Origin of the sequence: Streptomyces subrutilus (assembly GCF_001746425.1) — a bacterium.
Lineage (GTDB): Bacteria > Actinomycetota > Actinomycetes > Streptomycetales > Streptomycetaceae > Streptomyces > Streptomyces subrutilus_A.
Genome location: NZ_MEHK01000001.1, coordinates 5,175,645 through 5,199,392 on the forward strand (window position 1 = coordinate 5,175,645; position 23,748 = coordinate 5,199,392).

At 70.9% G+C, this 23,748-nt stretch carries 20 protein-coding genes and 5 tRNA genes; 15 read left to right on the forward strand and 10 right to left on the reverse strand.

Features of this window, described 5'->3' with window-relative positions; translation table 11 throughout:
• Nucleotides 1-2: 2 nt before the first annotated feature.
• The 4 genes from BGK67_RS24420 (at nucleotide 3) to BGK67_RS24435 (ending at nucleotide 5,084) form a co-directional block, all read left to right on the forward strand.
• Nucleotides 3-1,052 (forward strand): agmatine deiminase family protein, encoded by a 1,050-nt coding sequence (locus BGK67_RS24420; protein ID WP_069922088.1) that lies wholly within the window; start codon nucleotides 3-5, stop codon nucleotides 1,050-1,052.
• A 36-nt stretch (nucleotides 1,053-1,088) separates the two neighbouring features.
• Nucleotides 1,089-1,709 carry a TetR/AcrR family transcriptional regulator gene (locus BGK67_RS24425; protein WP_069922089.1) on the forward strand — a complete coding sequence of 207 codons (621 nt, stop codon included), beginning with the start codon at nucleotides 1,089-1,091 and terminating at the stop codon, nucleotides 1,707-1,709.
• 316 nt (nucleotides 1,710-2,025) lie between these two features.
• Nucleotides 2,026-3,645, forward strand: coding sequence for a citramalate synthase (gene cimA, locus BGK67_RS24430; protein WP_069922090.1), 1,620 nt, complete (start codon nucleotides 2,026-2,028; stop codon nucleotides 3,643-3,645).
• A 95-nt stretch (nucleotides 3,646-3,740) separates the two neighbouring features.
• Nucleotides 3,741-5,084: a hypothetical protein gene (locus BGK67_RS24435; protein ID WP_069922091.1), complete on the forward strand. Its 1,344-nt coding sequence runs from the start codon at nucleotides 3,741-3,743 to the stop codon at nucleotides 5,082-5,084.
• A 28-nt stretch (nucleotides 5,085-5,112) separates the two neighbouring features.
• Here the strand turns inward: BGK67_RS24435 and BGK67_RS24440 are convergent, their stop codons facing one another.
• The gene (locus BGK67_RS24440) at nucleotides 5,113-5,721 is read right to left on the reverse strand and encodes a YceI family protein (RefSeq protein ID WP_069922092.1); all 609 of its coding nucleotides are present in this window, start codon (nucleotides 5,719-5,721) and stop codon (nucleotides 5,113-5,115) included.
• Between the two features lie 262 nt (nucleotides 5,722-5,983).
• Between BGK67_RS24440 and BGK67_RS24445 the strand changes: the two genes are divergently transcribed.
• Nucleotides 5,984-7,567 (forward strand): acyl-CoA carboxylase subunit beta, encoded by a 1,584-nt coding sequence (locus BGK67_RS24445; protein WP_069922093.1) that lies wholly within the window; start codon nucleotides 5,984-5,986, stop codon nucleotides 7,565-7,567.
• A gap of 17 nt (nucleotides 7,568-7,584) precedes the next feature.
• Nucleotides 7,585-7,776, forward strand: coding sequence for an acyl-CoA carboxylase subunit epsilon (locus BGK67_RS24450; RefSeq protein ID WP_069922094.1), 192 nt, complete (start codon nucleotides 7,585-7,587; stop codon nucleotides 7,774-7,776).
• A gap of 156 nt (nucleotides 7,777-7,932) precedes the next feature.
• Here the strand turns inward: BGK67_RS24450 and BGK67_RS24455 are convergent, their stop codons facing one another.
• From BGK67_RS24455 to BGK67_RS24490, 8 genes are all read right to left on the reverse strand, one after another.
• A complete protein-coding gene (locus BGK67_RS24455; protein WP_069922095.1) occupies nucleotides 7,933-8,514 on the reverse strand; it encodes a GTP-binding protein in 582 nt (193 codons plus the stop codon).
• Nucleotides 8,495-9,049: a DUF742 domain-containing protein gene (locus tag BGK67_RS24460; RefSeq protein ID WP_079154351.1), complete on the reverse strand. Its 555-nt coding sequence runs from the start codon at nucleotides 9,047-9,049 to the stop codon at nucleotides 8,495-8,497. The genes BGK67_RS24455 and BGK67_RS24460 overlap by 20 nt, the downstream gene beginning before the upstream one ends.
• Nucleotides 9,050-9,142: 93 nt before the next feature.
• Entirely contained in the window at nucleotides 9,143-9,556 is a 414-nt protein-coding gene (locus BGK67_RS24465; RefSeq protein ID WP_030037347.1) for a roadblock/LC7 domain-containing protein, read from the reverse strand.
• A gap of 10 nt (nucleotides 9,557-9,566) precedes the next feature.
• Nucleotides 9,567-12,764 carry a sensor histidine kinase gene (locus BGK67_RS24470; RefSeq protein WP_069922097.1) on the reverse strand — a complete coding sequence of 1,066 codons (3,198 nt, stop codon included), beginning with the start codon at nucleotides 12,762-12,764 and terminating at the stop codon, nucleotides 9,567-9,569.
• Between the two features lie 293 nt (nucleotides 12,765-13,057).
• On the reverse strand, nucleotides 13,058-13,651 hold the full coding sequence (locus BGK67_RS24475; RefSeq protein WP_079154352.1) for a GTP-binding protein: 594 nt from the start codon (nucleotides 13,649-13,651) through the stop codon (nucleotides 13,058-13,060).
• Complete coding sequence (locus tag BGK67_RS24480) at nucleotides 13,632-14,024, reverse strand: DUF742 domain-containing protein (RefSeq protein WP_007266775.1); 393 nt, start codon at nucleotides 14,022-14,024, stop codon at nucleotides 13,632-13,634. The genes BGK67_RS24475 and BGK67_RS24480 overlap by 20 nt, the downstream gene beginning before the upstream one ends.
• Nucleotides 14,025-14,175: 151 nt before the next feature.
• On the reverse strand, nucleotides 14,176-14,589 hold the full coding sequence (locus BGK67_RS24485) for a roadblock/LC7 domain-containing protein (RefSeq protein WP_069922098.1): 414 nt from the start codon (nucleotides 14,587-14,589) through the stop codon (nucleotides 14,176-14,178).
• 9 nt (nucleotides 14,590-14,598) lie between these two features.
• Complete coding sequence (locus BGK67_RS24490; protein WP_069922099.1) at nucleotides 14,599-18,276, reverse strand: sensor histidine kinase; 3,678 nt, start codon at nucleotides 18,274-18,276, stop codon at nucleotides 14,599-14,601.
• 577 nt (nucleotides 18,277-18,853) lie between these two features.
• Here BGK67_RS24490 and BGK67_RS24495 point away from each other — a divergent pair.
• From BGK67_RS24495 to BGK67_RS24535, 9 genes are all read left to right on the forward strand, one after another.
• Nucleotides 18,854-19,042 carry a hypothetical protein gene (locus BGK67_RS24495; RefSeq protein ID WP_069922100.1) on the forward strand — a complete coding sequence of 63 codons (189 nt, stop codon included), beginning with the start codon at nucleotides 18,854-18,856 and terminating at the stop codon, nucleotides 19,040-19,042.
• 95 nt (nucleotides 19,043-19,137) lie between these two features.
• A complete protein-coding gene (locus tag BGK67_RS24500) occupies nucleotides 19,138-19,926 on the forward strand; it encodes a fumarylacetoacetate hydrolase family protein (RefSeq protein ID WP_069922101.1) in 789 nt (262 codons plus the stop codon).
• Nucleotides 19,919-21,397, forward strand: coding sequence for a glutamate--tRNA ligase (gltX, locus tag BGK67_RS24505; protein WP_079154354.1), 1,479 nt, complete (start codon nucleotides 19,919-19,921; stop codon nucleotides 21,395-21,397). Before BGK67_RS24500 ends, gltX begins: the two co-directional genes overlap by 8 nt.
• Before the next feature lie 140 nt (nucleotides 21,398-21,537).
• Nucleotides 21,538-22,266 (forward strand): HAD family hydrolase, encoded by a 729-nt coding sequence (locus tag BGK67_RS24510; RefSeq protein ID WP_069922103.1) that lies wholly within the window; start codon nucleotides 21,538-21,540, stop codon nucleotides 22,264-22,266.
• 85 nt (nucleotides 22,267-22,351) lie between these two features.
• Nucleotides 22,352-22,423 (forward strand) — tRNA-Gln (locus tag BGK67_RS24515).
• A gap of 27 nt (nucleotides 22,424-22,450) precedes the next feature.
• A tRNA-Glu gene (locus tag BGK67_RS24520) sits at nucleotides 22,451-22,523 on the forward strand.
• A 61-nt stretch (nucleotides 22,524-22,584) separates the two neighbouring features.
• A tRNA-Glu gene (locus BGK67_RS24525) sits at nucleotides 22,585-22,657 on the forward strand.
• A gap of 24 nt (nucleotides 22,658-22,681) precedes the next feature.
• A tRNA-Gln gene (locus BGK67_RS24530) sits at nucleotides 22,682-22,753 on the forward strand.
• Nucleotides 22,754-22,780: 27 nt separating this feature from the next.
• Nucleotides 22,781-22,853 (forward strand) — tRNA-Glu (locus tag BGK67_RS24535).
• A 152-nt stretch (nucleotides 22,854-23,005) separates the two neighbouring features.
• Here BGK67_RS24535 and ndgR read toward each other — a convergent pair.
• On the reverse strand, nucleotides 23,006-23,722 hold the full coding sequence (ndgR, locus tag BGK67_RS24540; RefSeq protein ID WP_030304142.1) for an IclR family transcriptional regulator NdgR: 717 nt from the start codon (nucleotides 23,720-23,722) through the stop codon (nucleotides 23,006-23,008).
• Between the last annotated feature and the right edge of the window lie 26 nt (nucleotides 23,723-23,748).

Below are 23,748 nucleotides of genomic sequence, written 5' to 3' on the forward strand. Positions count from 1 at the left end.
CCATGACCGCACAGCCCGTGAACGACGGTTTCCGGATGCCCGCCGAGTGGACGCCCCACGAGCGCACCTGGATGGCCTGGCCCAGCCCCAACCCCACCTTCACCAACGAGCAGGAGCTCGCCGAGGCCCGCGAGGCCTGGGGCGCCGTGGCCCGCGCGGTGCGCACGTACGAGCCCGTGACGCTCGTCGTCTCGCCGGGCGACGCCGAGAACGCCCGCGCGATCGCCGGGGCCGGCGAGGGCCACCCGCTCACGGTGGTGGAGCGCGAGCTCGACGACGCCTGGATGCGAGACATCGGCCCGACCTTCGTGACCGACGGAGCCGGCGGGCTGGCGGCCGTCGACTGGACCTTCAACGGCTGGGGCGCCCAGGAATGGGCCCGCTGGGAGCACGACTCGAAGATCGCCCGGCACGTCTCGGACGTGGCAGGCACCCGTACGTACAGCACCCCGCTCGTCAACGAGGGCGGCGCCATCCACGTCGACGGCGAGGGCACCGTGCTCCTCACCGACACCGTGCAGCTCGGCGAGGGCCGCAACCCCGGCTGGTCGCGCCGGCAGGTCGAGGCCGAGATCCACGCCCACCTCGGCACCACCAAGGCGATCTGGCTCCCGTACGGCCTGGCCGGGGACTACGGCACCTACGGCACCCAGGGCCACGTGGACATCGTCGCGGCCTTCGCCCGCCCCGGCGTGGTGATGGTGCACACCCAGCCCGACCCCGCCCACCCCGACCACGAGCGGTGCAAGACCATCGCCGCCCTCCTGCGGGCGTCCACGGACGCGCGCGGCCGGCAGCTCCAGGTCGTGGAGATCCCGGCGCCGACCGTGCTGGAGGAGGACGGGGAGTGGGTGGACTACTCCTACATCAACCACTACCTGTGCAACGACGGCGTCGTGCTGTGCTCCTTCGACGACCCGCGCGACGAGGAGGCCGCCGAGATCTTCCGCGGACTGTTCCCCGAGCGGACCGTGACACTCGTTGACGCACGTACGATTTTCGCCGGGGGTGGCGGAATCCACTGCATCACCCAGCAGCAGCCGAAGGTCTGACGACCGGGACCGGCGCGGAGCGACGAGGAGTGGGCCATGGCGGCGGGTGGAGTACCGGTACGGGCGGCGCGCAAGAACGCGCCCCCGCGCGAGGACGTACTCGTCGCCGCCATGGCCACGATCGCCGAACGCGGCCTGGACGGCCTCACCATGGCCGGACTGGGCCGCGAGGTCGGCATGAGCAGCGGCCACCTCCTCTACTACTTCCGCAGCAAGGACGAGCTCCTGCTGCAGACCCTGGAGTGGAGCGAGGCGGAACTGGGCACCGCGCGGCGGGCGCTGCTCTCCCGCCGCGGCCCGGTGAGCGAGCGCCTGCGGGCGTACGTCGACCTCTACGTGCCCACGCAGCCCCGCGACCCGCACTGGACGCTGTGGCTGGAGGTCTGGAACCGCTCCCAGAACGCCGGCCCCCAGGAGCGCGACCGCCAGGCCGCCATCGAGGGCGCCTGGCACCGCGACCTGGTGGCCCTGCTCGCGGAGGGCGTCTCGCGCGGCGAGTTCCGCCCGGTGGACCCCGACCGCGCGGCCGCCCGCATCCGGGCCCTGCTCGACGGGTTCAGCATCCAGCTGGCGGTGGGCCTGCCCACGCTGGACCGGGAGGCGATCCTGGACCACGTACGCGAGTTCCTCACGGAGTCCCTCGCCCCGCACCACTGAAGCAGTGCCCGCATCGTGAGATCGGCGTCCACGGACGGCGAACGGTGTGGCACACTGCGAGCGTGCCTGCTCAGCTCATGATTATCGCCAGCAGCGCGCCGGTCCCCAGTGGCCGCTGAACCGCGGAAGAACTTCGCGGAAGCGGCCACCGTGCCTCGGACCCGCGCGCAGACCTCTCGCTACCCGCGAGGGGTCTTTTCGTTTCCCGGCCCGACCCTGCCGGGACCCGACCGCGCGCGATGATGGGGGCAGTGACGGCGGCCTGCCCCCTTCGGCGGGCATCCGGAACCACTCATCCGACAGGAGTCAGATCAGCATGACGACGACACCAGAGGCGGCAGCAGCGGTCCTCGACGACGGCTTCCATGTCTTCGACACCACGCTGCGCGACGGTGCGCAGCGCGAGGGCATCAACCTCACGGTCGCCGACAAGCTCACGATCGCCCGGCACCTGGACGACTTCGGGGTGGGCTTCATCGAGGGCGGCTGGCCCGGCGCCAACCCCCGCGACACCGAGTTCTTCGCGCGTGCCCGGGCCGAGATCGACTTCAAGAACGCCCAGCTGGTCGCCTTCGGCGCGACCCGGCGAGCGGGCGGCACGGCCGCCGCGGACCCGCAGGTGCGGGCCCTGCTGGAGTCCGGCGCCCCGGTGATCACGCTGGTGGCCAAGTCCCACGACCGCCACGTCGAACTCGCCCTGCGCACCACCTTGGACGAGAACCTCGAGATGGTCCGCGACACGGTCTCCCACCTGGTGGCCCAGGGCCGCCGCGTCTTCGTCGACTGCGAGCACTTCTTCGACGGCTACCGGGCCAACGCCGCGTACGCGAAGTCCGTCGTGCGCACCGCCCACGAGGCCGGGGCCGACGTCGTCATCCTCTGCGACACCAACGGCGGGATGCTGCCCGCCCAGATCACCGCGACCGTCGCGACCGTCCTCGCGGACACCGGCGCCCGCCTCGGCATCCACGCCCAGGACGACACCGGCTGCGCCGTCGCCAACACCCTCGCCGCCGTGGACGCGGGCGCCACCCACGTGCAGTGCACGGCCAACGGCTACGGCGAGCGCGTCGGCAACGCGAACCTCTTCCCCGTCGTGGCCGCCCTGGAGATCAAGTACGGCCGCACGGTGCTCCCCGAGGGCGCCCTCGCCGAGATGACCCGGATCTCGCACGCCATCGCCGAGGTCGTCAACCTCACGCCCTCCACGCACCAGCCGTACGTGGGCGTCTCCGCCTTCGCGCACAAGGCGGGCCTGCACGCATCGGCCATCAAGGTCGACCCGGACCTCTACCAGCACATCGACCCCGAGCGCGTCGGCAACACCATGCGCATGCTGGTCTCCGACATGGCCGGCCGCGCCTCGATCGAGCTCAAGGGCAAGGAGCTCGGCGTCGACCTCGGCGGGGACCGCGCGCTGATCTCCCGGGTCGTGGAGCGGGTCAAGGAGCGCGAGCTCAAGGGCTACACGTACGAGGCCGCCGACGCCTCCTTCGAGCTGCTGCTGCGGGCCGAGGCCGAGGGCCGGTCCCGCAAGTACTTCCGCATCGAGTCCTGGCGGGCGATCATCGAGGACCGCCCGGACGGCACCCACGCCAACGAGGCCACGGTCAAGCTCTGGGCCAAGGGCGAGCGGATCGTCGCGACGGCCGAGGGCAACGGCCCGGTCAACGCCCTGGACCGCGCCCTGCGGGTGGCCTTGGAGCGCTTCTACCCGCAGCTCGCCAAGTTCGAGCTGGTCGACTACAAGGTCCGCATCCTGGAGGGCACGCACGGCACGGAGTCCACGACCCGCGTGCTGGTCGCCACGACGGACGGCGTGCGCGAGTGGTCCACGGTCGGCGTGGCCCCGAACGTGATCGCGGCCTCCTGGCAGGCCCTGGAGGACGCCTTCACCTACGGCCTGCTGCACGCGGGCGTGGAGCCGGCGGAGTAGTCCCCACCCGGGTACGGGGCGGCCCGCGGCCGGGCCGAGGGTGGGCTTATGTCCAGCTCACACAGGAAAGTACCGGTTCGGGTAGCGTCGGTTATATGAGGACCAGGCTGATATCCGTACGTATGGGATCGGTGCTCGCCGGTCTGCTGCTGGCCCTGCCGGGGGCCGCCCTGGTGGCCGCGCCACGGGCGTCGGCGGCCACCGGGGTCGCCGCCGTGGCGCAGGCCCTCCAGGAGGGCCCCGTCTACGTCGATCCCCGGGCCGAGGCGCAGCTGCCCGAGGCGGAGGCGGACGCGCTCGCCCAGAAGATCAAGGACGCCGGGAAGCCGGTGTTCGTGGCGGTGCTGCCGGCCACCGGCGAGTTCCCGCAGGACAAGGTGCTCAGCGCGGTCCGCGCCGAGACCGGGATCACCGGGCTCTACGCGGTCCGGCTCGGCGACGGCTTCAACGCCGGCGCGGACCGCGCGGTGATGCCGGCCAACGCCGTGCACAACCTCGCCGAGGCCGTGAAGACGGGCGGCCCGGTGGACGCGGGCACGCAGCTGAACAACTTCGTGGACCAGGCCCTGACCCAGGTCAAGGGCGGCGCCCCGGCCTCCTGGGGGAGCGTCGGCGAGGACGGCGGCACCCCGGTCGCGGGCCTGGTCGCGCTCGGCGCGGTGGCGGTGGTCGGCGGCGGCGGTGCGTACGCGCTGGTCCGCCGCAACCGCCAGAAGAAGGAAGAGGCCAGGCGGGAGGCCGTCGAGCGGCTGAGCGTGGTCGTCGACGAGGACATCACGGCCTTCGGCGAGGAACTCGACCGCCTCGACTTCCACCCCGGCGAGCCCGGCGCCGACGACGCCATGCGCAAGGACTACGAGCAGGGGCTCGACTCCTACGAGAAGGCCAAGCGGATCATGGGCTCGGTGCGTTACCCGGAAGAGGTCACGGGGGTCACCCAGGCCCTGGAGGACGGCCGCTTCGCCCTGGCCACCCTGGACGCGCGCCGGCAGCGCAGGCCGCTGCCCGAGCGCCGCTCGCCCTGCTTCTTCGACCCGCGGCACGGGCCCAGCACCGAGGACGCCTCGTGGGCCCCGGCCGGCGGGGCCCCGCGTACCGTCCCGGTCTGCGCGGCGGACGCCGTCCGGCTGCGCGACGGCCTGGACCCGGCGGTCCGAACGGTCGCCACGGAGCACGGGCCGCGCCCGTACTACGACGCGGGCCCGGCCTACGGCCCCTGGGCCGGCGGCTACTTCGGCGGCGGCATGCTGCCCGGGCTGCTCATGGGCACGATGCTCGGCTCGATGATGTCCAGCCCGGCCTACGCCTCGGACCTCGGCGGCGGCATGGGCGGCGGTTTCGAGGGCGGGGACGTCTCCGGCGCGGACTTCAACCCGTCCGACTTCGGCGGCGGGGACTTCGGCGGCGGGGGCGGATTCGACGGCGGGGGCGGCTGGTAACCGCCCCCGTGTTCCGCGGGTGCGCCGGTCAGGCCTGCTTGATGGCCGAGATGTCGAAGCCGAGCTTCACCTTGTCGCTGACCATCACACCGCCCGCCTCCAGCGCGGCGTTCCAGGTCAGGCCCCAGTCGGAGCGCAGGATCTCGGCGGAGCCCTCGAAGCCGACGCGCTCGTTGCCGTAGACGTCCTTGGCGGATCCGGTGAACTCCAGGTCGATGGAGAGCGGACGCGTGACGTCCTTGATCGTCAGCTCGCCGGTGACGCGGTACGCGTCGCCGCCGAGCTGGGCCGCCCGCGTGGAGCGGAAGGTCATCAGCGGGAAGAGTTCGGCGTCGAAGAAGTCGCTGCCCAGCAGGTGGGCGTCGCGGTCGCCGATGCCGGTGTTGACCGAGCCGATCGTCACGTCGATGGAGGCCGTGGAGCGGGCTGGGTCGCTGCCGTCCAGGTGCAGGCTGCCCTCGAAGGAGTCGAAGCCGCCGCGGACGTTGGTGACCATGGCGTGGCGGACGGTGAAGCCGATGCTGCTGTGCGCGGGGTCGATGGCGTAGTCGCCGGTCAGGGCGGCGAGCGCCGGGTCCACCGCGGTCGGGGCGGTGGTGGTGAGGGTGTCCTGGCTGCGGCGGGTGAAGAGGCCCATGACGTGCTCCTTGGTGGGGTCGAGCAGTTCTGTTGAATGTTCAACGACTTCAACGGGAACGACGCTAGGCCTATTCCGTTCAAATTTCAACATCTGGGCCGCAGGTCGGGCTGTTTTGTGGAAGAGGCACAAAGGACGAAGGTCTCGTCTGGCGGAGTCCTTGGTTCCTCCGGTCGTACTGTGCGGGCCGGACAGCGGAAGACTCCCGAGACTGTGCGGAATGAACGGAGGTTTTTCATCGCGATCTTCGTAAGGTCGGTACATGACCGTTGTGGACCAGACCCCGAGCGAGCCGACGGACGCCCGTGGGCGCGTGGCCGAGCTGCACTCCCTGCGCGAGCAGGCGCGGCGCGGCCCCAGTGACCGCGCCACCGAGACCCAGCACGCCAAGGGCAAGCTGACCGCCCGCGAGCGCATCGCGCTGCTCCTCGACGAAGGCTCCTTCAAGGAGGTCGAGCAGCTGCGCCGCCACCGCGCGACCGGCTTCGGCCTGGAGGGCAAGAAGCCCTACACCGACGGTGTCATCACCGGCTGGGGCACGGTCGAGGGCCGCACGGTCTTCGTCTACGCCCACGACTTCCGCATCTTCGGCGGCGCCCTGGGCGAGGCCCACGCCACCAAGATCCACAAGATCATGGACATGGCCATCGCGGCCGGTGCCCCGCTGGTCTCCTTGAACGACGGCGCCGGCGCCCGGATCCAGGAGGGCGTCTCCGCCCTCGCGGGCTACGGCGGCATCTTCCAGCGCAACACCAGGGCCTCGGGCGTCATCCCGCAGATCTCGGTCATGCTGGGCCCCTGCGCCGGCGGCGCCGCCTACTCCCCGGCCCTCACGGACTTCGTGTTCATGGTCCGGGACACCTCGCAGATGTTCATCACCGGCCCGGACGTGGTCCGCGCGGTGACCGGCGAGGAGATCACCCAGAACGGCCTCGGCGGCGCGGACGTGCACGCCGAGACCTCGGGCGTCGCGCACTTCGCGTACGACGACGAGGAGACCTGCATCTCCGAGGTCCGCTACCTCATCTCGATGCTGCCCTCGAACAACCGCGAGAACCCGCCCGTCCACGAGACGAGCGACCCGGCGAACCGCCGCTCCGAGGTCCTCCTCGACCTGGTGCCCGCCGACGGCAACCGACCGTACGACATGCTCAAGGTCATCGAGGAGCTCGTCGACGAGGGCGACGTCCTGGAGATCCACGAGCGCTGGGCCCGCAACATCATCTGCGCCCTGGCCCGGATGGACGGACAGGTCGTCGGCATCGTCGCCAACCAGCCCGGCCACCTCGCCGGTGTCCTGGACATCCACGCCTCCGAGAAGGCCGCGCGCTTCGTCCAGATGTGCGACGCCTTCAACATCCCGATCATCACGCTGCTGGACGTCCCCGGCTTCCTGCCGGGTGTCGACCAGGAGCACGGCGGCATCATCCGCCACGGCGCCAAGCTCCTGTACGCGTACTGCAACGCCACCGTCCCGCGGATCTCGTTGATCCTGCGCAAGGCTTACGGCGGCGCGTACATCGTCATGGACTCCCAGTCCATCGGCGCCGACATCACCTACGCCTGGCCCACCAACGAGATCGCCGTCATGGGCGCCGAAGGTGCCGCCAACGTCATCTTCCGCAAGCAGATCGCGGACGCCGAGGACCCCGAGGCCATGCGCGTGCGCATGGTCAAGGAGTACAAGGCCGAGCTGATGCACCCGTACTACGCGGCCGAGCGCGGCCTCGTCGACGACGTCATCGACCCCGCCGAGACCCGCGAGACCCTCGTGGCCGCGCTCTCGATGCTCCGCAACAAGCACGCCGACCTGCCGTCCCGCAAGCACGGCAACCCGCCGCAGTAAGAGGAGAAAAGCCACCGATGAGCACCGACACCCTGCTGCGCGTCGAAAAGGGCAACGCCGAGCCCGAGGAGCTGGCCGCGATCACCGCGATCCTGCTCGCCCGTGCGGCCGCCACCCCCGAGACCGTCCCCGCCCCCCGCTCCCAGGCCGGCTGGCGCCGCCTGGAGCGCACCCCGGGCTTCCGCGCCCCGCACAGCTGGCAGGGCTGAGCACACCCGCGCCGAGAAGGCCCCGCACCCTCCAGGGTGCGGGGCCTTCCGCGTAGGCCGGCTCCGCGCGTAGGCCGGCTCTGAGCGCACGCGAAGGCCCCCGTGTCGTCCGACACGGGGGCCCTACGGCATTGTTCGGCGGGGCGAGCCCCGGCGCTAGCGCAGGCGCGCCATGAGGGCGTGCTCCACGAGCGTGATGAGCGCGCTCTTGGCGTCCGCGCGGTGGCGGGCGTCGGTGGTGATGATGGGGGCGTCCGGGCCGATCTGCAGGGCCTCGCGGACTTCCTCCGGGGTGTACGGCTGGTGCCCCTCGAAGCCGTTGAGGGCGATGACGAACGGCAGGCCGCTGTTCTCGAAGTAGTCGACGGCGGGGAAGCAGTCGGCGAGACGGCGCGTGTCGACCAGGACGATCGCCCCGATGGCGCCGCGGACCAGGTCGTCCCACATGAACCAGAAGCGGTCCTGGCCCGGCGTACCGAAGAGGTACAGGATCAGGTCCTGGTCCAGCGTGATGCGGCCGAAGTCCATCGCGACCGTGGTGGTCGTCTTGTCACCGGTGTGGGTGAGGTCGTCGATGCCCGCCGAGGCGGAGGTCATCACGGCTTCGGTGCGCAGCGGGTTGATCTCGGAGACCGCGCCGACGAACGTGGTCTTGCCCACGCCGAAGCCGCCCGCCACCACGATCTTCGCGGAGGTGGTGGAGCGAGTCGCTCCGCCGTTAGAGCTTGCGAAGTCCACTGAGCACCCTTTCGAGCAGTGTCACATCTGGCTGGCCGCCGGCAGACTCGTCGCCGCCGGGCTGGTGAATGGCGACAAGGCCCGCCTCCGCCAGGTCGGCGACGAGGATGCGGGCGACACCAAGAGGAATGGAGAGAAGTGCCGAGATCTCCGCGACGGATTTGATCTCCTGGCACAGACGGCAGATGCGCTGGTGCTCGGGCAACTGCCCTTGCAGCCGCGCGGGGTCGGCCGTGGTACTGACCAGCGCCTCGATGGCGAGCTGGTAGCGCGGCCGAGTACGGCCGCCGGTCATCGCGTACGGGCGCACCAGCGGGTTGTGGGCCTTCGGAGCCGGCTGACGCGCGGCGCGCGGAGGCTGCTGCTGATGAGGCACCTGAGGCTGCTGGGGCTGGCCGTACGGCTGCTGCTGGTAGGGGTTGTGCTCCGGCACGGGCCGGCTGGGAGCAGAGGGAAAGTTGAAGCGGTTCTGGTCGTGCTGCCCACCCTGCGGCTGCTGAGCGCCGCCATAAGGATGACCTCCGGGTGTTGTCACGTTTCCTCCTCCGACTCCAAGAACGCAGTACTCCCTGTGGAACCGCGCCACCGCACCCTATGGTGCGATGGCGCGAAACGCACTGCCTGTCTGCTAGTTGAGAAGACTTCCCTGCAGCTCGGCGCGCAGGTCCGGGGTCAGGACACTGCCCGCACGATCCACCAGAAGAGCCATCTCGTAGCCTACGAGGCCGATGTCGCACTCGGGGTGCGCGAGCACCGCGAGCGAGGATCCGTCCGAGACGGACATGAGGAAAAGGAACCCCCGGTCCATCTCGACCACGGTCTGGTTGACGGCGCCGCCCTCGAAGATGCGGGAGGCTCCGGCGGTCAGCGAGGTCAGTCCGGAGGCAACGGCCGCCAGCTGATCCGCGCGGTCGCGCGGAAACCCGTCGGACATCGCCAGAAGGAGTCCGTCGGCGGAGACCACCACCGTGTGGGACACCCCAGGGGTGTTGTCCACGAAGTTGGTGATCAACCAGTTCAGGTTCTGTGCCGCCTGGCTCATCGGGCTCACACTAACGCTCCTGGTCATAGCTGTTACTTGACTGCTCAGATCCCGCGCTGCGTCCCTGCTGGACACCGCGCCGCAGGTTGCTCAACCTGCCGCGGACGTCCTCCGGAGCGCGGGAGACCTGGGGGCCGCCCTGCGGGGTCGTCTCCGCCGCGCCCTCGACCAGGTTGGCCTTGGGCACCCGCCGAGGGAGACCGGACGGGGTGACCCCGCCCGCCTTCGGCTCACGGAGTTTGGCCGCCTGCTGCCAGCGCTCGTCGTTGCCCGAGCGCCAGGCCGTGCCGGCTTCCTTCTCCTCCGAGGACCGCTCCGGTCCAGCGGGCTGCTGCTGACGCTGCGGCCGCTGCTCGAAGAGGGACCCGGTGGACTCCGCTTCCTGCTGTGCCGGCTGCCACTGCTGCTGGCTGCCGCGTCGCGGCAGGCCCGCTCCGGTCATCTGGTGACCGGTGTCGGCAGCGGCGCCCGGACGGTCGAAGCCTACGCGCTCCGCAGCCGGTTCGGGGACGGCCGGAGATTCCGATTCGGTCCCGTAACCCTGCTGGTAGGCGGCCGGATACGTGTTCTGTCCGGGCCACTCGGCCTGCTGCGAGCGGGAGTCGTAGCCGCCGTCGTAGTCCGGGGTGGCCTGCTGCTGGTCCTCGTAGCCGGCTTCCGGATAGCCGTAGCCCTGCTGCGGGTACTCGTCGTAGCCCTGCTGGCCCTGCTGCGCCTGCGATGCCTCGTACGAGCCGTCGTAGCCCTGCTCGGACTGCTGCTCGTAGCCCTGGTACGGCTGGTAGCCGTGCTCGGGCTGAGGTTCCGGATACTCCTGGCCGGCCTGGTCGTACTGCTGCTCCTGCGGGTAGCCGACCTGGGTCTCCAGCGCGGCGCGCCGCTCCTCGCGTACGAGGGAGCGCCCGACCGGGTCGAGGTCGCGGACGTCGCCGCCCTGCTCGTCGTAGCGGGAGTCGTCGAACCCGAGCTCCGCCGCCGTGCGCAGCGGGGCGGCCTGCTGGGCCTGCTGCTGCGGGATGATCGAGGAGACCGTGAAGTCGTCGTCCGGGACGCCCTCGCCACCGCCACCGTGGGTGATGGCGTCGGGGAGCATGATCAGCGAGGTGGTGCCGGCCGCCTCGCCCGAGGGGCGCAGCTGGACGCGGATGCTGTGGCGGTCCGCCAGCCGGCCGACCACGAACAGACCCATGCGCTGCGAGATCGCGGCGTCCACGGTCGGCGGGTTGGCCAGCTTGTGGTTGATGTCCGCGAAGTCCTCGGCGGTGAGGCCGATGCCCTTGTCGTGGATCTCGACCATCACGCGGCCGTCGGGCAGGCGCGTGGCGGTGACGCGGACCTTGGTCTGCGGGGAGGAGAACGTGGTGGCGTTCTCCAGGAGCTCGGCGAGCAGGTGCACGAGGTCGGTCACGGCCTGGCCGTGGATCTCGGCGTCGGAGACGCCCGAGAGCTCGATGCGCTCGTACTGCTCCACCTCGGAGGAGGCGGCGCGCAGGACGTCGACGAGGGGCACCGGCTGGTCCCAGCGGCGGCCCGGGTTCTCGCCCGCGAGGATGAGGAGGTTCTCGCCGTTGCGGCGCATACGGGTGGCCAGGTGGTCCAGGCGGAAGAGGTTCTCCAGCTGGTCCGGGTCCGCCTCGTTGTTCTCCAGGTCGGTGATGAGGGTCAGCTGGCCCTCGATCAGCGACTGGTTGCGCATGGAGAGGTTGGTGAAGATCGCGTTGACGTTCCCTCGCAGGAGCGCCTGCTCGGCCGCGAGCCGGACCGCTTCCCGGTGGACCTGGTCGAAGGCGCGGGCGACCTCGCCGATCTCGTCCTGGGAGTCGATCGGGATCGGCTGGACACGGGTGTCCACCTTGCCCGGGTCGGTGCGCGAGAGCTGGTCGACGAGCATCGGCAGGCGCTGCTCGGCGATGTCGAAGGCGGCGGCGCGCAGGCGGCGCATCGCGCGGCCCATCTGGCGGGCCATGAGACCGGCCATGATGAAGGCGGCGAGCAGGGCCACGACCACGATGGCGCCGTTGACGATGGCGTCGGTGCGGGCCTCGTCGGAGACTGCGACGGCGTCCTTGACGGCCTTGTCGAGGAGGTCCTTCTCGATCTCGTCGTAGCCGTCGAACTTGGCGGTGGCGGCGGCCTGCCAGGCCATCGGCGTGGTGCCGCCGGCCGCGAGCTTGGTCTTGTTCTCGCCGCTGGCTATCGCCTCGGTCATGCCGGTGAGCACCGACTTGTTGGCCGCCACGGGCGGCGGCACGAAGCGGACGCCGGCCTCCTCGGCCTTGGCCTTGGCCGTGGCGAGCTTCTCGGCGCCCTCGTCGGACTTCTTCTGCATGACCTGCTTCAGGCGTTCCACGTCCTCCTCGGTACCCGCCGCGACGTACTCGCCGATGGCGATTTCCTCGAGGTAGGCGTAGGAGGAGAAGGCCACGAGCTGGCTCTTGCGGATCTCCTCGTTGGCGCTCGGCCGGACCAGCAGGTGCGTACCGACGGCACGCTGCAGCGAGTTGGCGGCCTTGGCCAGCTGGATCGCGTAGACCATGCGGCCGTACGAGGTCACGTTTCCGGTGCCGAGGCCGAGTTCGTTGGAGAACTGCATGAGGTAGTGCTGGACCAGCACATAGCCCTCTTCGGTCGGGATGGGGCCCGGCGCGGTGGGGAGGTTCTTCTTCGCGGTCTCGGCCCCGGCGGCGTACGCCGTCTCGCGGACCGTCTTGAGTTTGGGCTCGTCACCGCGGAAGAGGTCCAGCCGTCGCTCCATGCCCAGGTTCTTCGGCATGTCCTGGACGGCCTGGTCGAACTTCACCTTGGCCGCGTCGGTCGTGCCGCGGGCCTTGGTGACGATCTCGCTGTTCGGGTTGCCGCTCAGCAGCGGCTCGGCCGTGAGGTCGCGCTCGTTGAGCAGCGCCTGGCTGTACTCCGAGGAGGCCTGGACGACCCTGGCTATCTTCTCGGCGTCCTTGGCCTCGTTCCAGGTGTCGACGGAGCCCTTCACCTGGAAGCCGCCCATGACCAGGCCCACGAGGGCCGGCACGAGCAGGATGGCGTTCAGACGGGTCGGCACACGCCAGTTGCGGGGCGAGAACCTGCTGGTGCTCCCGCCGCTCACCGGCGGTTCCACGGGCACGTCGACGGGCGACGCGGCCGCTCGCGGCGGCGGGGTGAAGTTGCCGCGCGCGGGTTCATCCGCGGGGCTCGTGTTGCTTCGCCTCACTCGACCAACAACCTCTCGGCGGTGCTACTAGCTAGTTCGTTGAATTCCAGCACGGTTGACGGCCCTGTTCCAAACAGTTGAAATCGGCCATTCCCAGAGCCTTATGCCCCACATAAATCGGACATAAAGAGCGTCCTGCGGCAAAAATGGGGGGAGTTGTGCGCGTAGCGGCACCAGCCGAACGCACCCCGTTGCCAACTGGCGTCAATTGTCTGTCGAAACGTTATGAACCAGAAGGGCGGGCCGTGTCGTATGACACAGCCCGCCCCGCCGGGTACGGCATGCGCACGCCGCTACTTGAGCCGCGCCATGAGGGCGTGCTCCACGAGCGTGATGAGCGCGCTCTTGGCGTCCGCGCGGTGGCGGGCGTCGGTGGTGATGATGGGGGCGTCCGGGCCGATCTGCAGGGCCTCGCGGACTTCCTCCGGGGTGTACGGCTGGTGCCCCTCGAAGCCGTTGAGCGCCACGACGAACGGCAGGCCGCTGTTCTCGAAGTAGTCGACGGCGGGGAAGCAGTCGGCGAGGCGCCGCGTGTCGACCAGGACGATCGCCCCGATGGCGCCGCGGACCAGGTCGTCCCACATGAACCAGAAGCGGTCCTGGCCCGGCGTACCGAAGAGGTACAGGATCAGGTCCTGGTCCAGCGTGATGCGGCCGAAGTCCATCGCGACCGTAGTGGTCGTCTTGTCACCGGTGTGGGTGAGGTCGTCGATGCCCGCCGAGGCGGAGGTCATGACGGCTTCGGTGCGCAGCGGGTTGATCTCGGAAACGGCTCCGACGAACGTGGTCTTGCCCACGCCGAAGCCGCCCGCCACCACGATCTTCGCGGAGGTGGTGGAGCGAGTCGCCGCTGCGGGAGGGCTTCCGTTAGAGCTTGCGAAGTCCACTGAGCACCCTTTCGAGCAGTGTGACGTCCGGCGTGCCGCCGGCCTCTCCATTGCCCGGCTGGTGGATGGCCACCATTCCGGCCTCCGCCAGGTCGGCGACGAGGATCCGGGCGACACCGAGCGGCATCGACAGCAGTGCGGAGACCTCCGCGACCGACTTGACCTCGCGGCACAGGGTGCAGATGCGCTGGTGCTCCGGGAGGAGGCCGGACAGGTGCATCGGATCGGCCGTGGTGCTCACCAGGGCCTCGATCGCGAGCTGGTAGCGGGGCCGGGTCCGGCCGCCGGTCATCGCGTACGGACGCACCAGCGGCTGGTCGCCTTCCGAGTACGAATCTCCGTACGCATCGGGATAGGCGGGGGGCGGGGTCATTGATCCTCCGGGCTGGACAGCAGTGGTCAGCGTGCCGTCTGACGGGGCGGCCGGTGGGGGGACGGTATGACGGCCTGGTGGTGGTACTGGGTTCCGGTGCGAATGCTCCGGGCCCCCGGCCGTTAGTACCGTCCGGCCGGGGGAGGGGGAGTCAGGTGAGCAGGCTTCCCTGCAGTTCCGCGCGCAGGTCCGGGGTCAGGACGCTGCCGGCGCGGTCCACGAGGAGGGCCATCTCGTAGCCGACGAGGCCGATGTCGCACTCGGGGTGCGCCAGTACGGCCAGGGAGGATCCGTCCGAGACGGACATGAGGAAGAGGAACCCGCGGTCCATCTCGACCACGGTCTGGTTGACGGCGCCGCCCTCGAAGATGCGGGAGGCTCCGGCGGTCAGCGAGGTCAGCCCGGAGGCCACGGCCGCCAGCTGATCGGCGCGGTCGCGGGGGAATCCTTCGGACATCGCCAGAAGGAGTCCGTCGGCGGAGACCACCACGGTGTGGGACACCCCAGGGGTGTTGTCCACGAAGTTGGTGATCAACCAGTTCAGGTTCTGTGCCGCCTGGCTCATCGAACTCAACTATCGCTCCTGCTGGTAAGTGGGGTCGATGTGGTAACTGCCGGTAGCCGGGCCGCTGTTGCCGGCCTGGCGGCCCTGCTGGATACCGCGCCTGAGGTTGGTCAGACGGCCGCGGACGTCGTCCGGTGCCCGCGAGACCTGCGGACCGGCCTGCGCGTCGGCCTGCTGCTGCGCCGTGCCGGCCACGAGGTTCGCCCGCGGGACCCGGCGGGGCAGCCCCGACGTGGTGATGCCGCCCGCGGCGGGCTGGCGGACCCGTTCGGCCTGCCGCATCAGCTCGTCGTTGGGGGAGGACCGCCAGCTGACGGTCGGCGTGGCGCCGGTCGCCGCGGTCGCGGACTCGGCCGGTGCCTGGCCGCGCTGCGGCAGCTGGCCAGCAGGGGCCGCCGGGGCGGACTGCTGCGGCTGCCGCGGTACGGAAGGTGCCTGCGCGGCGGGCTGCTGGCCCTCCTCGCGGAACCAGTTCGACTCCAGGGTGTCGAAGATGGGGCTGCGGGCGTCGCCGGAGCTCGGCGCCGGGGGCAGCGCCTCGGGCCGGGGGGCCTGCGGCAGACCGGGGGCCTCCGCGCGCTGCGGAGCCTGGGGCTGCTGGTACTGCTGCGGGGCCTGCGGCTGCTGCGGGGCCTGGGGCTGACGGGCGAGGCCGCCGACACCGGGACCGCCGGGGCGCTGGGGCTGACCGCTCGACGGGTAGGGGGCCGGGCGGGCGAACTGTCCGGTGGCGGACGGGTCCACGGGGCCGCGTACGTCCGGACGCTCGAACTGCCCGGTCGTGCTGTTGCCGCCGGCGTTCGCCTGGGGCATCGGGGCGTTGAAGTCCGGGCGGGCGAACTCGGCCGTCGAGCCGGGGCCCGCGAGCTCGTCGTGGCCGCGGGCCTGGTCGGCGCCCCAGCTGGTGGTCTGCGGACCGGGGAGCTCGGGCCGCAGAGCACCGCCGCGCGGCGGAAGCTGCGGCCGGGCGCCGCGCGGGGCCGGCGCCGCGGGGGCGGCCGGCTGCTGCTGCGGCTGGGCCTGCTGCTGGGGCTGCTGCGGACGCTCGAAGCCGTTGCCCTGCGGGAAGCCGGGCTGGCCGGACGCGGTGGGCGCGGCGGCCGGACGGGCCTGCGGGCCGCGACCCGCCAGCGGCGCACCGGAGCCGAAGCCGGCCTGGCCCTGCCCGTTGGTCGTCGCACCCTGCTGCGGGCGGGCGCCGGGAGCGACGGGGCCGCCCTGCTGGGGGGACCAACCGCCCTGGGAGCCCTGCTGGTTCTGCGCACCCTGCTGGTTCTGGCCGCCCTGCGGACGCTGCTGGCCCTGGGCGCCGTCGCGTCCGGGCAGCGCGGCACGCTGGCCGCCCGGGGCGACCTGGCCGCGCTGCGGAGCCGCGCCCACCGGGGGACGGGAGCCCGCGCCGGGCACGGAGGCCTGCCCGCCGGGTCCGCCCTGGCCGCCGCCGGGTCCGCCCTGCGGACCCGGCGCCTGGCCGCCCGGCTTCTTGCCGCCCTGGGCGACGTCCACCGGCAGCATGACGAGGGCCGTCGTACCGCCCGAGTCGGAGGGGCGCAGCTGGATGCGGATGCCGTGTCGCAGGGACAGGCGGCCGACCACGAACAGGCCCATGCGGCGGGAGACGGAGACGTCCACGGTCGGCGGCGACGCGAGCCGCTCGTTGATCGCGGCGAGGTCCTCGGGGGAGAGGCCGATACCGGTGTCGTGGATCTCGACCAGCACGCGGCCGTCGGGCAGCGCGTGGCCGGTCACCTTGACCTTGGTCTGCGGGGAGGAGAACGAGGTGGCGTTCTCCAGCAGCTCGGCCAGGAGGTGCACGAGGTCGTTGACGACGCGGCCGGCGACATCGGTGCCGGGCACCGCCGCCAGCTCGATGCGCTCGTACTGCTCCACCTCGGACGCGGCGGCGCGGAGCACGTCGACGAGCGGGACGGGGCGGGTCCACCGGCGGCCCGGCTCCTCGCCCGCGAGGACGAGGAGGTTTTCGCCGTTACGGCGCATGCGGGTCGCGAGGTGGTCGAGCTTGAAGAGCGAGGACAGCTGGTCCGGGTCCGCCTCGCGCGACTCCAGCTCGGAGATGAGCGAGAGCTGACGCTGGATGAGGCCCTGCGAGCGGCGCGAGAGGTTGGTGAACATCGCGTTGACGTTGCCCCGCAGGAGGGCCTGCTCGGCGGCGAGGCGGACGGCCTCGCGGTGCACGTCGTCGAAGGCCGCGGCCACCTGGCCGATCTCGTCGCGGGTGTGCAGGCCGACCGACTCCACGGACGTGTCCACGTCCTGCGGGTCGGACTCGGAGAGCTGCTTGACGAGCTCGGGGAGGCGGTCCTGCGCGACGCGGGTCGCGGTGTCCTGCAGGCGGCGCAGCGAGCGGATCATCGAGCGGGCCATGACGAAGGCGCCGACGAGGGAGACACCGAGGACGAGGAGGATCAGCGCACCGTTGATGATGGCGTCCTGCTGCGACTCGTTCTTCAGCTCGCGGGCCTTCTGCTCCATGTCCTCGAGCAGGGACAGCTCGATGCGGCCCATCGCCTGGAGCTTGACGTCGTCGGCGTCGTACCAGTCCATCCAGGACCGGTTCTTCTCCTTGAGGAACTGGTCCTTGCTGGTCAGCACACGGCGCGCGTAGTGGTCGGCGGTGCCGATCTCGGTGTTGCCGTCGCCGAGGGACGCGAGGAGCTCCTCGGACCTGCCCTGGTAGACCAGCTCGAAGGTCTTCTTCGACTGCTGCTCGCCCTTGAGCGCGGACAGGGCGTACAGACGGTCGTTCTCCTTCAGCTCGCCCTGCCGGTCGTTGCTGTCGGGCAGCGCGGCGGCGATGACCGCGCGCTGCACGGAGGCGTACTCCTTGGCGGCGGAGAAGGCCGCCAGGGCGCGCGTGCGCTTGATCATCTCCGGGCTGGAGGTGGCCTGCGCCATGTCCTGGGAGAGCGAGAGCAGCGAGACGATGAGGCTGTTGTACTCGGTGACGGTCTGCTGGGCGCCGTTGGCGTACGCCTTGGTGCGGATCTCGTCGAGGGTCGCGATCTGGCGGCCGATCTGCAGGATGTTGTTGCGGATCGACTTGAGCGTCTCGTCCTTGTCCTCCGTGCTGTCGACCTTGTCGGTCGCACGGGCGAAGGCGTCGGCGGCGGCGTCGGTGTGCTCGCGGACGCCCTTGACGGTGCTGTTGACCTTGCCGGTCTTGTCGGCGGACAGCGGACCCGCGGACTTGTCGCGCTCCTCCTGGAGCGCGGCGGCCAGGTTGGTGGCCTGCCGGGTCATCGTCGTCAGCAGCTGCATGTGCTCGAGCTGCGCGATGTCGTTGAGCGAGTCGTTGATGCGGACGCCACCGAGCGTGGTGGCGGCGACGACGGGCAGGGTCAGCAGCGACACCAGTCGCGTGCTGATGCGCCAGTTCTGCATGGCGAGACGGGAACCGGGCCCACTGGGGGCCTTCGGTATCGCCACGTCCTGCTCGACCGACCCGGCCTGGGCCTTGACGGGCTTGCCGCGTCCCCTCGCCCTCGCCTTCACCGAGGCGGAGACGTCCGAGCCCGCGCCCTCGACAGCCGGCCCGCGGTTCTGGGCGTGCTGGGGCGAGGAGCCACGGTCGGTCCCGCCGCGAGGCTCCTGGTCAGCCGCGGCTTCCCCTCGGCCCTGGCGGGCCTGGGGAGACCCCTTGCCATCCCTCTTGAATCGTCCCTGCACTAGCGTCGCAACCTCTGGACCAGGCGTCCCGCCGGGTGACCGGTGGGACGGTGTCGAGTCGTGGGGCACTGACGGCCCCATGGTGGTCGTCGGTGACCGGCGCGTCTCCCTCTCCTTGCCGCCGCGCTCGGCGCTGTGTCGCGCCACCTGGCGCCGGCTCATTCCCGCGGCGGTCCCGCGAATTCCAGCACAGTGGAGGATCTCCAACAAGGTGCGAGCATCCGGCCGGGGGGCCGGTGACGGCTTGTGACAGCAGGGCTACCCCATGTGGGGTCCCTTTCGGGAGAAACCGGACTTACACCATGCAAACACGGTGACTGGCAAGGTGTCCCAGTCGCCATGATCAGGAGCGGAATGGCGCATTCAGTGGGGCAATGTCCGTTTCGTGGCGGGGAGTTGACTGTCCGTTATGCCGGTAATGCCGGGTCGCTGGTGAGCAAACTCACACGGCTGTGGCCATTACTTCCCGGTTCCGTGAGGGATTCGGATGTTTAGCCTTACCCCTTGAAGGGTTGGCGCCACGTGCCGGCGCACGCCACGACCGACATCCAGATCGAACCGAGGACCCCGAACCCCGATGAAGACGACGACGATGTTCCGCAACATAGCCAACCCCCGCCGCACCACCCTCGCGCACCTCCAGGACGCCGAGGAGCTGCAGGCGGCCCCGGCCACCCCGGAGCACGCCGTCGAGCTGCCGACGCAGACCGCCAACCCCCGGCGCACGATCCTGATGGACGCCCCGGTGGCAGCCGCCGCGCAGTAGCCCCCACCAAATGAGGGCGAAGCGCCCCTGCCGACCGCGTTAGCCTGGAGCCGCAGACTCCAGCCAGCGGACATACAGAGGGGCAGACGCAACACGTGCGCATCGCCAGGTTCTCGATCGACGGCAATGTCGCCTTCGGGGCGGTCGAGGGCGATGCCGCCCCCGGCGCCGAAGGCGAGCTCGTCCTCGACATCATCAAGGGCATCCCGTTCGCGGACTTCGAGCTCTCCGGCACGAAGGTCCCGCTGAGCAAGGTGCGCCTGCTGCCGCCCGTGCTCCCGAACAAGGTCGTGGCCGTCGGCCGCAACTACGCGGAGCACGCGGCGGAGCTCGGCAACGAGGTCCCGGACGCCCCCCTCACCTTCTTCAAGCCCTCCACCTCGGTGGTCGGCTCGGGCGACCCGATCACGTACCCCTCCTTCTCCCAGGACCTGCACCACGAGGCGGAGCTCGCCGTGGTCATCGGCCGCATGTGCCGCGAGGTCCCCAGGGAGCGGGTCAAGGACGTCATCCTCGGCTACACCTGCGCCAACGACGTCACCGCTCGCGATGTCCAGCAGCGCGAGAAGCAGTGGGCGCGGGCCAAGGGCTTCGACAGCTCCTGCCCCCTCGGCCCCTGGATCGAGACCGACCTGGACCCGCGCGACCTGACCATCCAGTGCACGGTCAACGGCGAACAGCGCCAGCTCGGCCGCACCAGCGACATGGTCCGCTCCATCGAGGACCTGATCGTCCACATCACCGAGGCCATGACGCTGCTCCCGGGCGACGTCATCCTCACGGGGACCCCGGCCGGCGTCGGACCCCTCAACGTCGGCGACGAGGTCGCCGTCACCATCGAAGGCATCGGCACTCTCACCAACAAGGTGATCAAGCGTGGCTAACGCGAACCCCCCCCGCGTACGTTTCTGTCCCTCCCCGACCGGCAACCCCCACGTGGGTCTGGTCCGCACCGCCCTGTTCAACTGGGCGTTCGCCCGCCACCACGGCGGTACGTTCGTCTTCCGGATCGAGGACACCGACGCGGCCCGGGACTCCGAGGAGTCGTACGAGCAGCTGCTCGACTCGCTGCGCTGGCTCGGCTTCACCTGGGACGAGGGCCCCGAGGTCGGCGGCCCGCACGCCCCGTACCGGCAGTCCGAGCGCATGGACGTCTACAAGGACGTCGCGCGCAGGCTCCTGGAGGGCGGCTACGCCTACCGCTGCTACTGCACCACCGAGGAGCTCGACGCGCGCCGCGCGGCCGCCCGCGCCGCCGGCAAGCCCTCCGGCTACGACGGCCACTGCCGCGAGCTCACCACCGTGCAGCTCGAGGCCTACCAGGGCGAGCACCGCAGCTCGATCGTCCGCTTCCGGATGCCCGACGAGACCATCACCTTCACGGACCTGGTCCGCGGCGAGCTGTCCTTCACCCCGGAGAACGTGCCGGACTTCGGCATCGTCCGGGCCAACGGCGCCCCGCTGTACACGCTGGTCAACCCGGTGGACGACGCGCTGATGGAGATCACGCACGTCCTGCGCGGCGAGGACCTGCTGTCCTCCACCCCCCGCCAGATCGCCCTGTACAAGGCGCTGATCGAGCTGGGCGTCGCCAAGACCACCCCCGCCTTCGGCCACCTGCCGTACGTCATGGGCGAGGGCAACAAGAAGCTCTCCAAGCGCGACCCCGAGGCCTCGCTCAACCTGTACCGCGAGCGCGGCTTCCTCCCCGAGGGCCTGCTGAACTACCTCTCGCTCCTCGGCTGGTCCTTCTCCAAGGACCAGGACGTCTTCACGATCGAGGAGATGGTGTCGAAGTTCGACATCGACGGGGTCAACGCCAACCCGGCCCGCTTCGACCTCAAGAAGGCCGAGTCGATCAACGGCGACCACATCCGCCTGCTGGACCCGAAGGCCTTCGCGGACGCCTGCGCCCCGTGGCTGCGGGCCCCGCACGCCAACTGGGAGCCCGAGGACTTCGACGCCGAGGCCTGGGAGCGCATCGCGCCGTACGCCCAGACCCGGGTGACGGTCCTGTCGGACATCACCGCCAACGTCGACTTCCTGTTCCGCAAGGAGCCGGTCGAGGACCAGGCCTCGTGGGACAAGGCGATGAAGGGCGAGCCCGCGGCCCTGCTGACCACCGCCCGCGAGAACCTCTCCACCGCCGACTGGAACGACCCGGAGTCCCTCAAGCAGGCCGTCCTGACCGCCGGCGAGGCCCACGGCCTCAAGCTCGGCAAGGCCCAGGCCCCGGTCCGCGTGGCCGTGACCGGCCGCACGGTCGGCCTGCCGCTCTTCGAGTCCCTCCAGATCCTGGGCAAGGACCGCTCCCTGTCCCGCATCGACGCGGCCCTGGCCAAGCTCGCCGCGTAGCACTCCCGTACGTCCCGTCCCGCAGGGGGCGGCGGCCGGACCTCCGGTACGCCGCCCCCTGCGGGCGTTTCGCGGCGCCGCCTGCGGCGATGCCGCGGAACGGCCCGCGCGGCCCCGGGCGCGGGCGTAGGCTCGGCCGTATGCCGATCCGTGCCGTGCTGTGGGACATCGACGACACCCTGTTCGACTACACGGGGGCCGACGCCGCCGGGCTCTCCCGGCATCTGCAAGCCGAGCGCATCGCGGCGCGGTACGGCACCCCCGCGCAGGCCCTCGCGCTGTGGCGGGAGATCACCGACCGCAACTGGGCGCGCTTCGCCGCGGGCGAGGGCACCTTCCAGGGGCAGCGGCGCGACCGGGTGCGGGAGTTCCTCGAGCGGCCCGCGATGACCGACGGCGAGGCCGACGCCTGGTTCGACCAGTACGTCGCGCACTACAAGGCCGCCTGGACGGTCTTCCCCGACGTGGTGCCCGTACTCGACGCCCTCGCGGCCGGCTACCGGCACGGGGTGCTCACCAACTCCTCCACCGTCAACCAGGACCCCAAGCTGCGCGACCTCGGCCTGCGCGACCGCTTCGAGGTGCTGGTCTGCGCCGTGGAGCTCGGCATCAGCAAGCCCGAGGCCGGGGCCTTCCTCGCCGCCTGCGAGGCGCTGGGGCTGCCGCCCGCCGAGGTGGCGTACGTGGGGGACCAGCCGGAGATCGACGCACGCGGAGCCCGTGACGCCGGGCTGCTCGCGATCTGGCTCGACCGCGACGGCGGCCGGGGGGACGGACCCGACGGCGTGCACCGTATCGAGGGTCTTGACCTGCTCCCGGAGCTGCTGGCCGCCGATACCCGTTTTGGAGCACGGTCAGGCATCCGGTAATGTTCTTTCTGCGCCGCCGGAGCGGGCCGAAAGGCCGGACGGAGGCGCCACTCGAAAGAAAACCCCACAGGGGGTTGACTTTTGGTGGGGTATAGTGTAATTGGCAACACGAGGGTTTCTGGTTCCCTTATTCTAGGTTCGAGTCCTGGTACCCCAGCGCAGTGCAGTAGTAACGCAGTGCTTTGCCCCCGTTGTGTAGCGGCCTAGCACGCCGCCCTCTCAAGGCGGTAGCGCCGGTTCGAATCCGGTCGGGGGTACAGATCCTTCCCGTGAGGTGTCCTGGGTAGCTCCCGTACGTCTTGATGCAGGATCGCTAGGGCCCCCGTTGTGTAGCGGCCTAGCACGCCGCCCTCTCAAGGCGGTAGCGCCGGTTCGAATCCGGTCGGGGGTACTGTTGGTCTGGTATAGACCACTTTGGGCTATGGTGTAATTGGCAACACGAAGGTTTCTGGTTCCTTTGTTCTAGGTTCGAGTCCTGGTAGCCCAGCGCAGTGCAGCGACAGCTGCAAGGCATGCCCCCGTTGTGTAGCGGCCTAGCACGCCGCCCTCTCAAGGCGGTAGCGCCGGTTCGAATCCGGTCGGGGGTACGCACAGAAGAGGCCCTCCGCGTTCATCGCGGAGGGCCTCTTCGTTGTGCCCGCACCCCTCGTAAGTACGGGCCCGGCGGCGCGTGTTCGGACGTGTGCGGCGTCGTACGCGCCCCCGGGCCCGGGGGCGGGTGGGGCTGAGCGGGAGGGGGTCAGCCGGAGCGGCGCAGGGCCTCCGTGAGGCGGGCGGCCGCGTCGATGACGGCCTGGGCGTGCATCCGGCCCGGGTGCCGGGTCAGGCGCTCGATCGGCCCGGAGACCGACACCGCGGCCACCACCCGGTTCGAGGGCCCGCGCACCGGCGCCGAGACGGAGGCCACGCCGGGCTCCCGCTCGCCGATGGACTGCGCCCAGCCGCGGCGGCGTACGCCCGAGAGCGCCGTCGCCGTGAAGCGCGCGCCCTGCAGGCCGCGGTGGAGCCGCTCGGGCTCCTCCCAGGCCATCAGGATCTGCGCGGCGGAGCCCGCCTTCATCGGCAGCGTCGAGCCCACCGGGACGGTGTCCCGCAGGCCGGACAGCCGCTCCGCGGCCGCCACGCAGATGCGCATGTCCCCTTGACGGCGGTAGAGCTGCGCGCTCTCGCCCGTCACGTCACGGAGGTGGGTCAGAACCGGTCCCGCCGTGGCCAGCAGGCGGTCCTCGCCGGCCGCGGCGGCGAGCTCCGCCAGCCGCGGGCCGAGGATGAACCGGCCCTGCATGTCCCTCGCCACCATCCGGTGGTGTTCCAGTGCCACGGCAAGGCGATGTGCCGTGGGTCGTGCGAGCCCTGTCGCCGCGACCAGCCCGGCGAGGGTGGCCGGACCGGACTCCAGTGCGCTCAGTACCAGAGCTGCCTTGTCGAGAACGCCGACGCCGCTAGAGTTGTCCATGAAACGATATTCACGTCTCACACTGT

Excerpts from the sequence above, each read along its gene's own strand:
- BGK67_RS24465 (WP_030037347.1), bottom strand. The coding sequence starts at position 9,556 with ATGAGCCAGGCGGCACAGAACCTGAACTGGTTGATCACCAACTTCGTG.
- BGK67_RS24495 (WP_069922100.1), top strand. The coding sequence starts at position 18,854 with ATGAAGACGACGACGATGTTCCGCAACATAGCCAACCCCCGCCGCACC.
- BGK67_RS24420 (WP_069922088.1), top strand. The coding sequence starts at position 3 with ATGACCGCACAGCCCGTGAACGACGGTTTCCGGATGCCCGCCGAGTGG.
- BGK67_RS24485 (WP_069922098.1), bottom strand. The coding sequence starts at position 14,589 with ATGAGCCAGGCGGCACAGAACCTGAACTGGTTGATCACCAACTTCGTG.
- BGK67_RS24440 (WP_069922092.1), bottom strand. The coding sequence starts at position 5,721 with ATGGGCCTCTTCACCCGCCGCAGCCAGGACACCCTCACCACCACCGCC.
- BGK67_RS24450 (WP_069922094.1), top strand. The coding sequence starts at position 7,585 with ATGAGCACCGACACCCTGCTGCGCGTCGAAAAGGGCAACGCCGAGCCC.
- BGK67_RS24435 (WP_069922091.1), top strand. The coding sequence starts at position 3,741 with ATGAGGACCAGGCTGATATCCGTACGTATGGGATCGGTGCTCGCCGGT.
- BGK67_RS24510 (WP_069922103.1), top strand. The coding sequence starts at position 21,538 with ATGCCGATCCGTGCCGTGCTGTGGGACATCGACGACACCCTGTTCGAC.
- BGK67_RS24425 (WP_069922089.1), top strand. The coding sequence starts at position 1,089 with ATGGCGGCGGGTGGAGTACCGGTACGGGCGGCGCGCAAGAACGCGCCC.
- cimA (WP_069922090.1), top strand. The coding sequence starts at position 2,026 with ATGACGACGACACCAGAGGCGGCAGCAGCGGTCCTCGACGACGGCTTC.
- BGK67_RS24445 (WP_069922093.1), top strand. The coding sequence starts at position 5,984 with ATGACCGTTGTGGACCAGACCCCGAGCGAGCCGACGGACGCCCGTGGG.
- BGK67_RS24480 (WP_007266775.1), bottom strand. The coding sequence starts at position 14,024 with ATGACCCCGCCCCCCGCCTATCCCGATGCGTACGGAGATTCGTACTCG.
- ndgR (WP_030304142.1), bottom strand. The coding sequence starts at position 23,722 with ATGGACAACTCTAGCGGCGTCGGCGTTCTCGACAAGGCAGCTCTGGTA.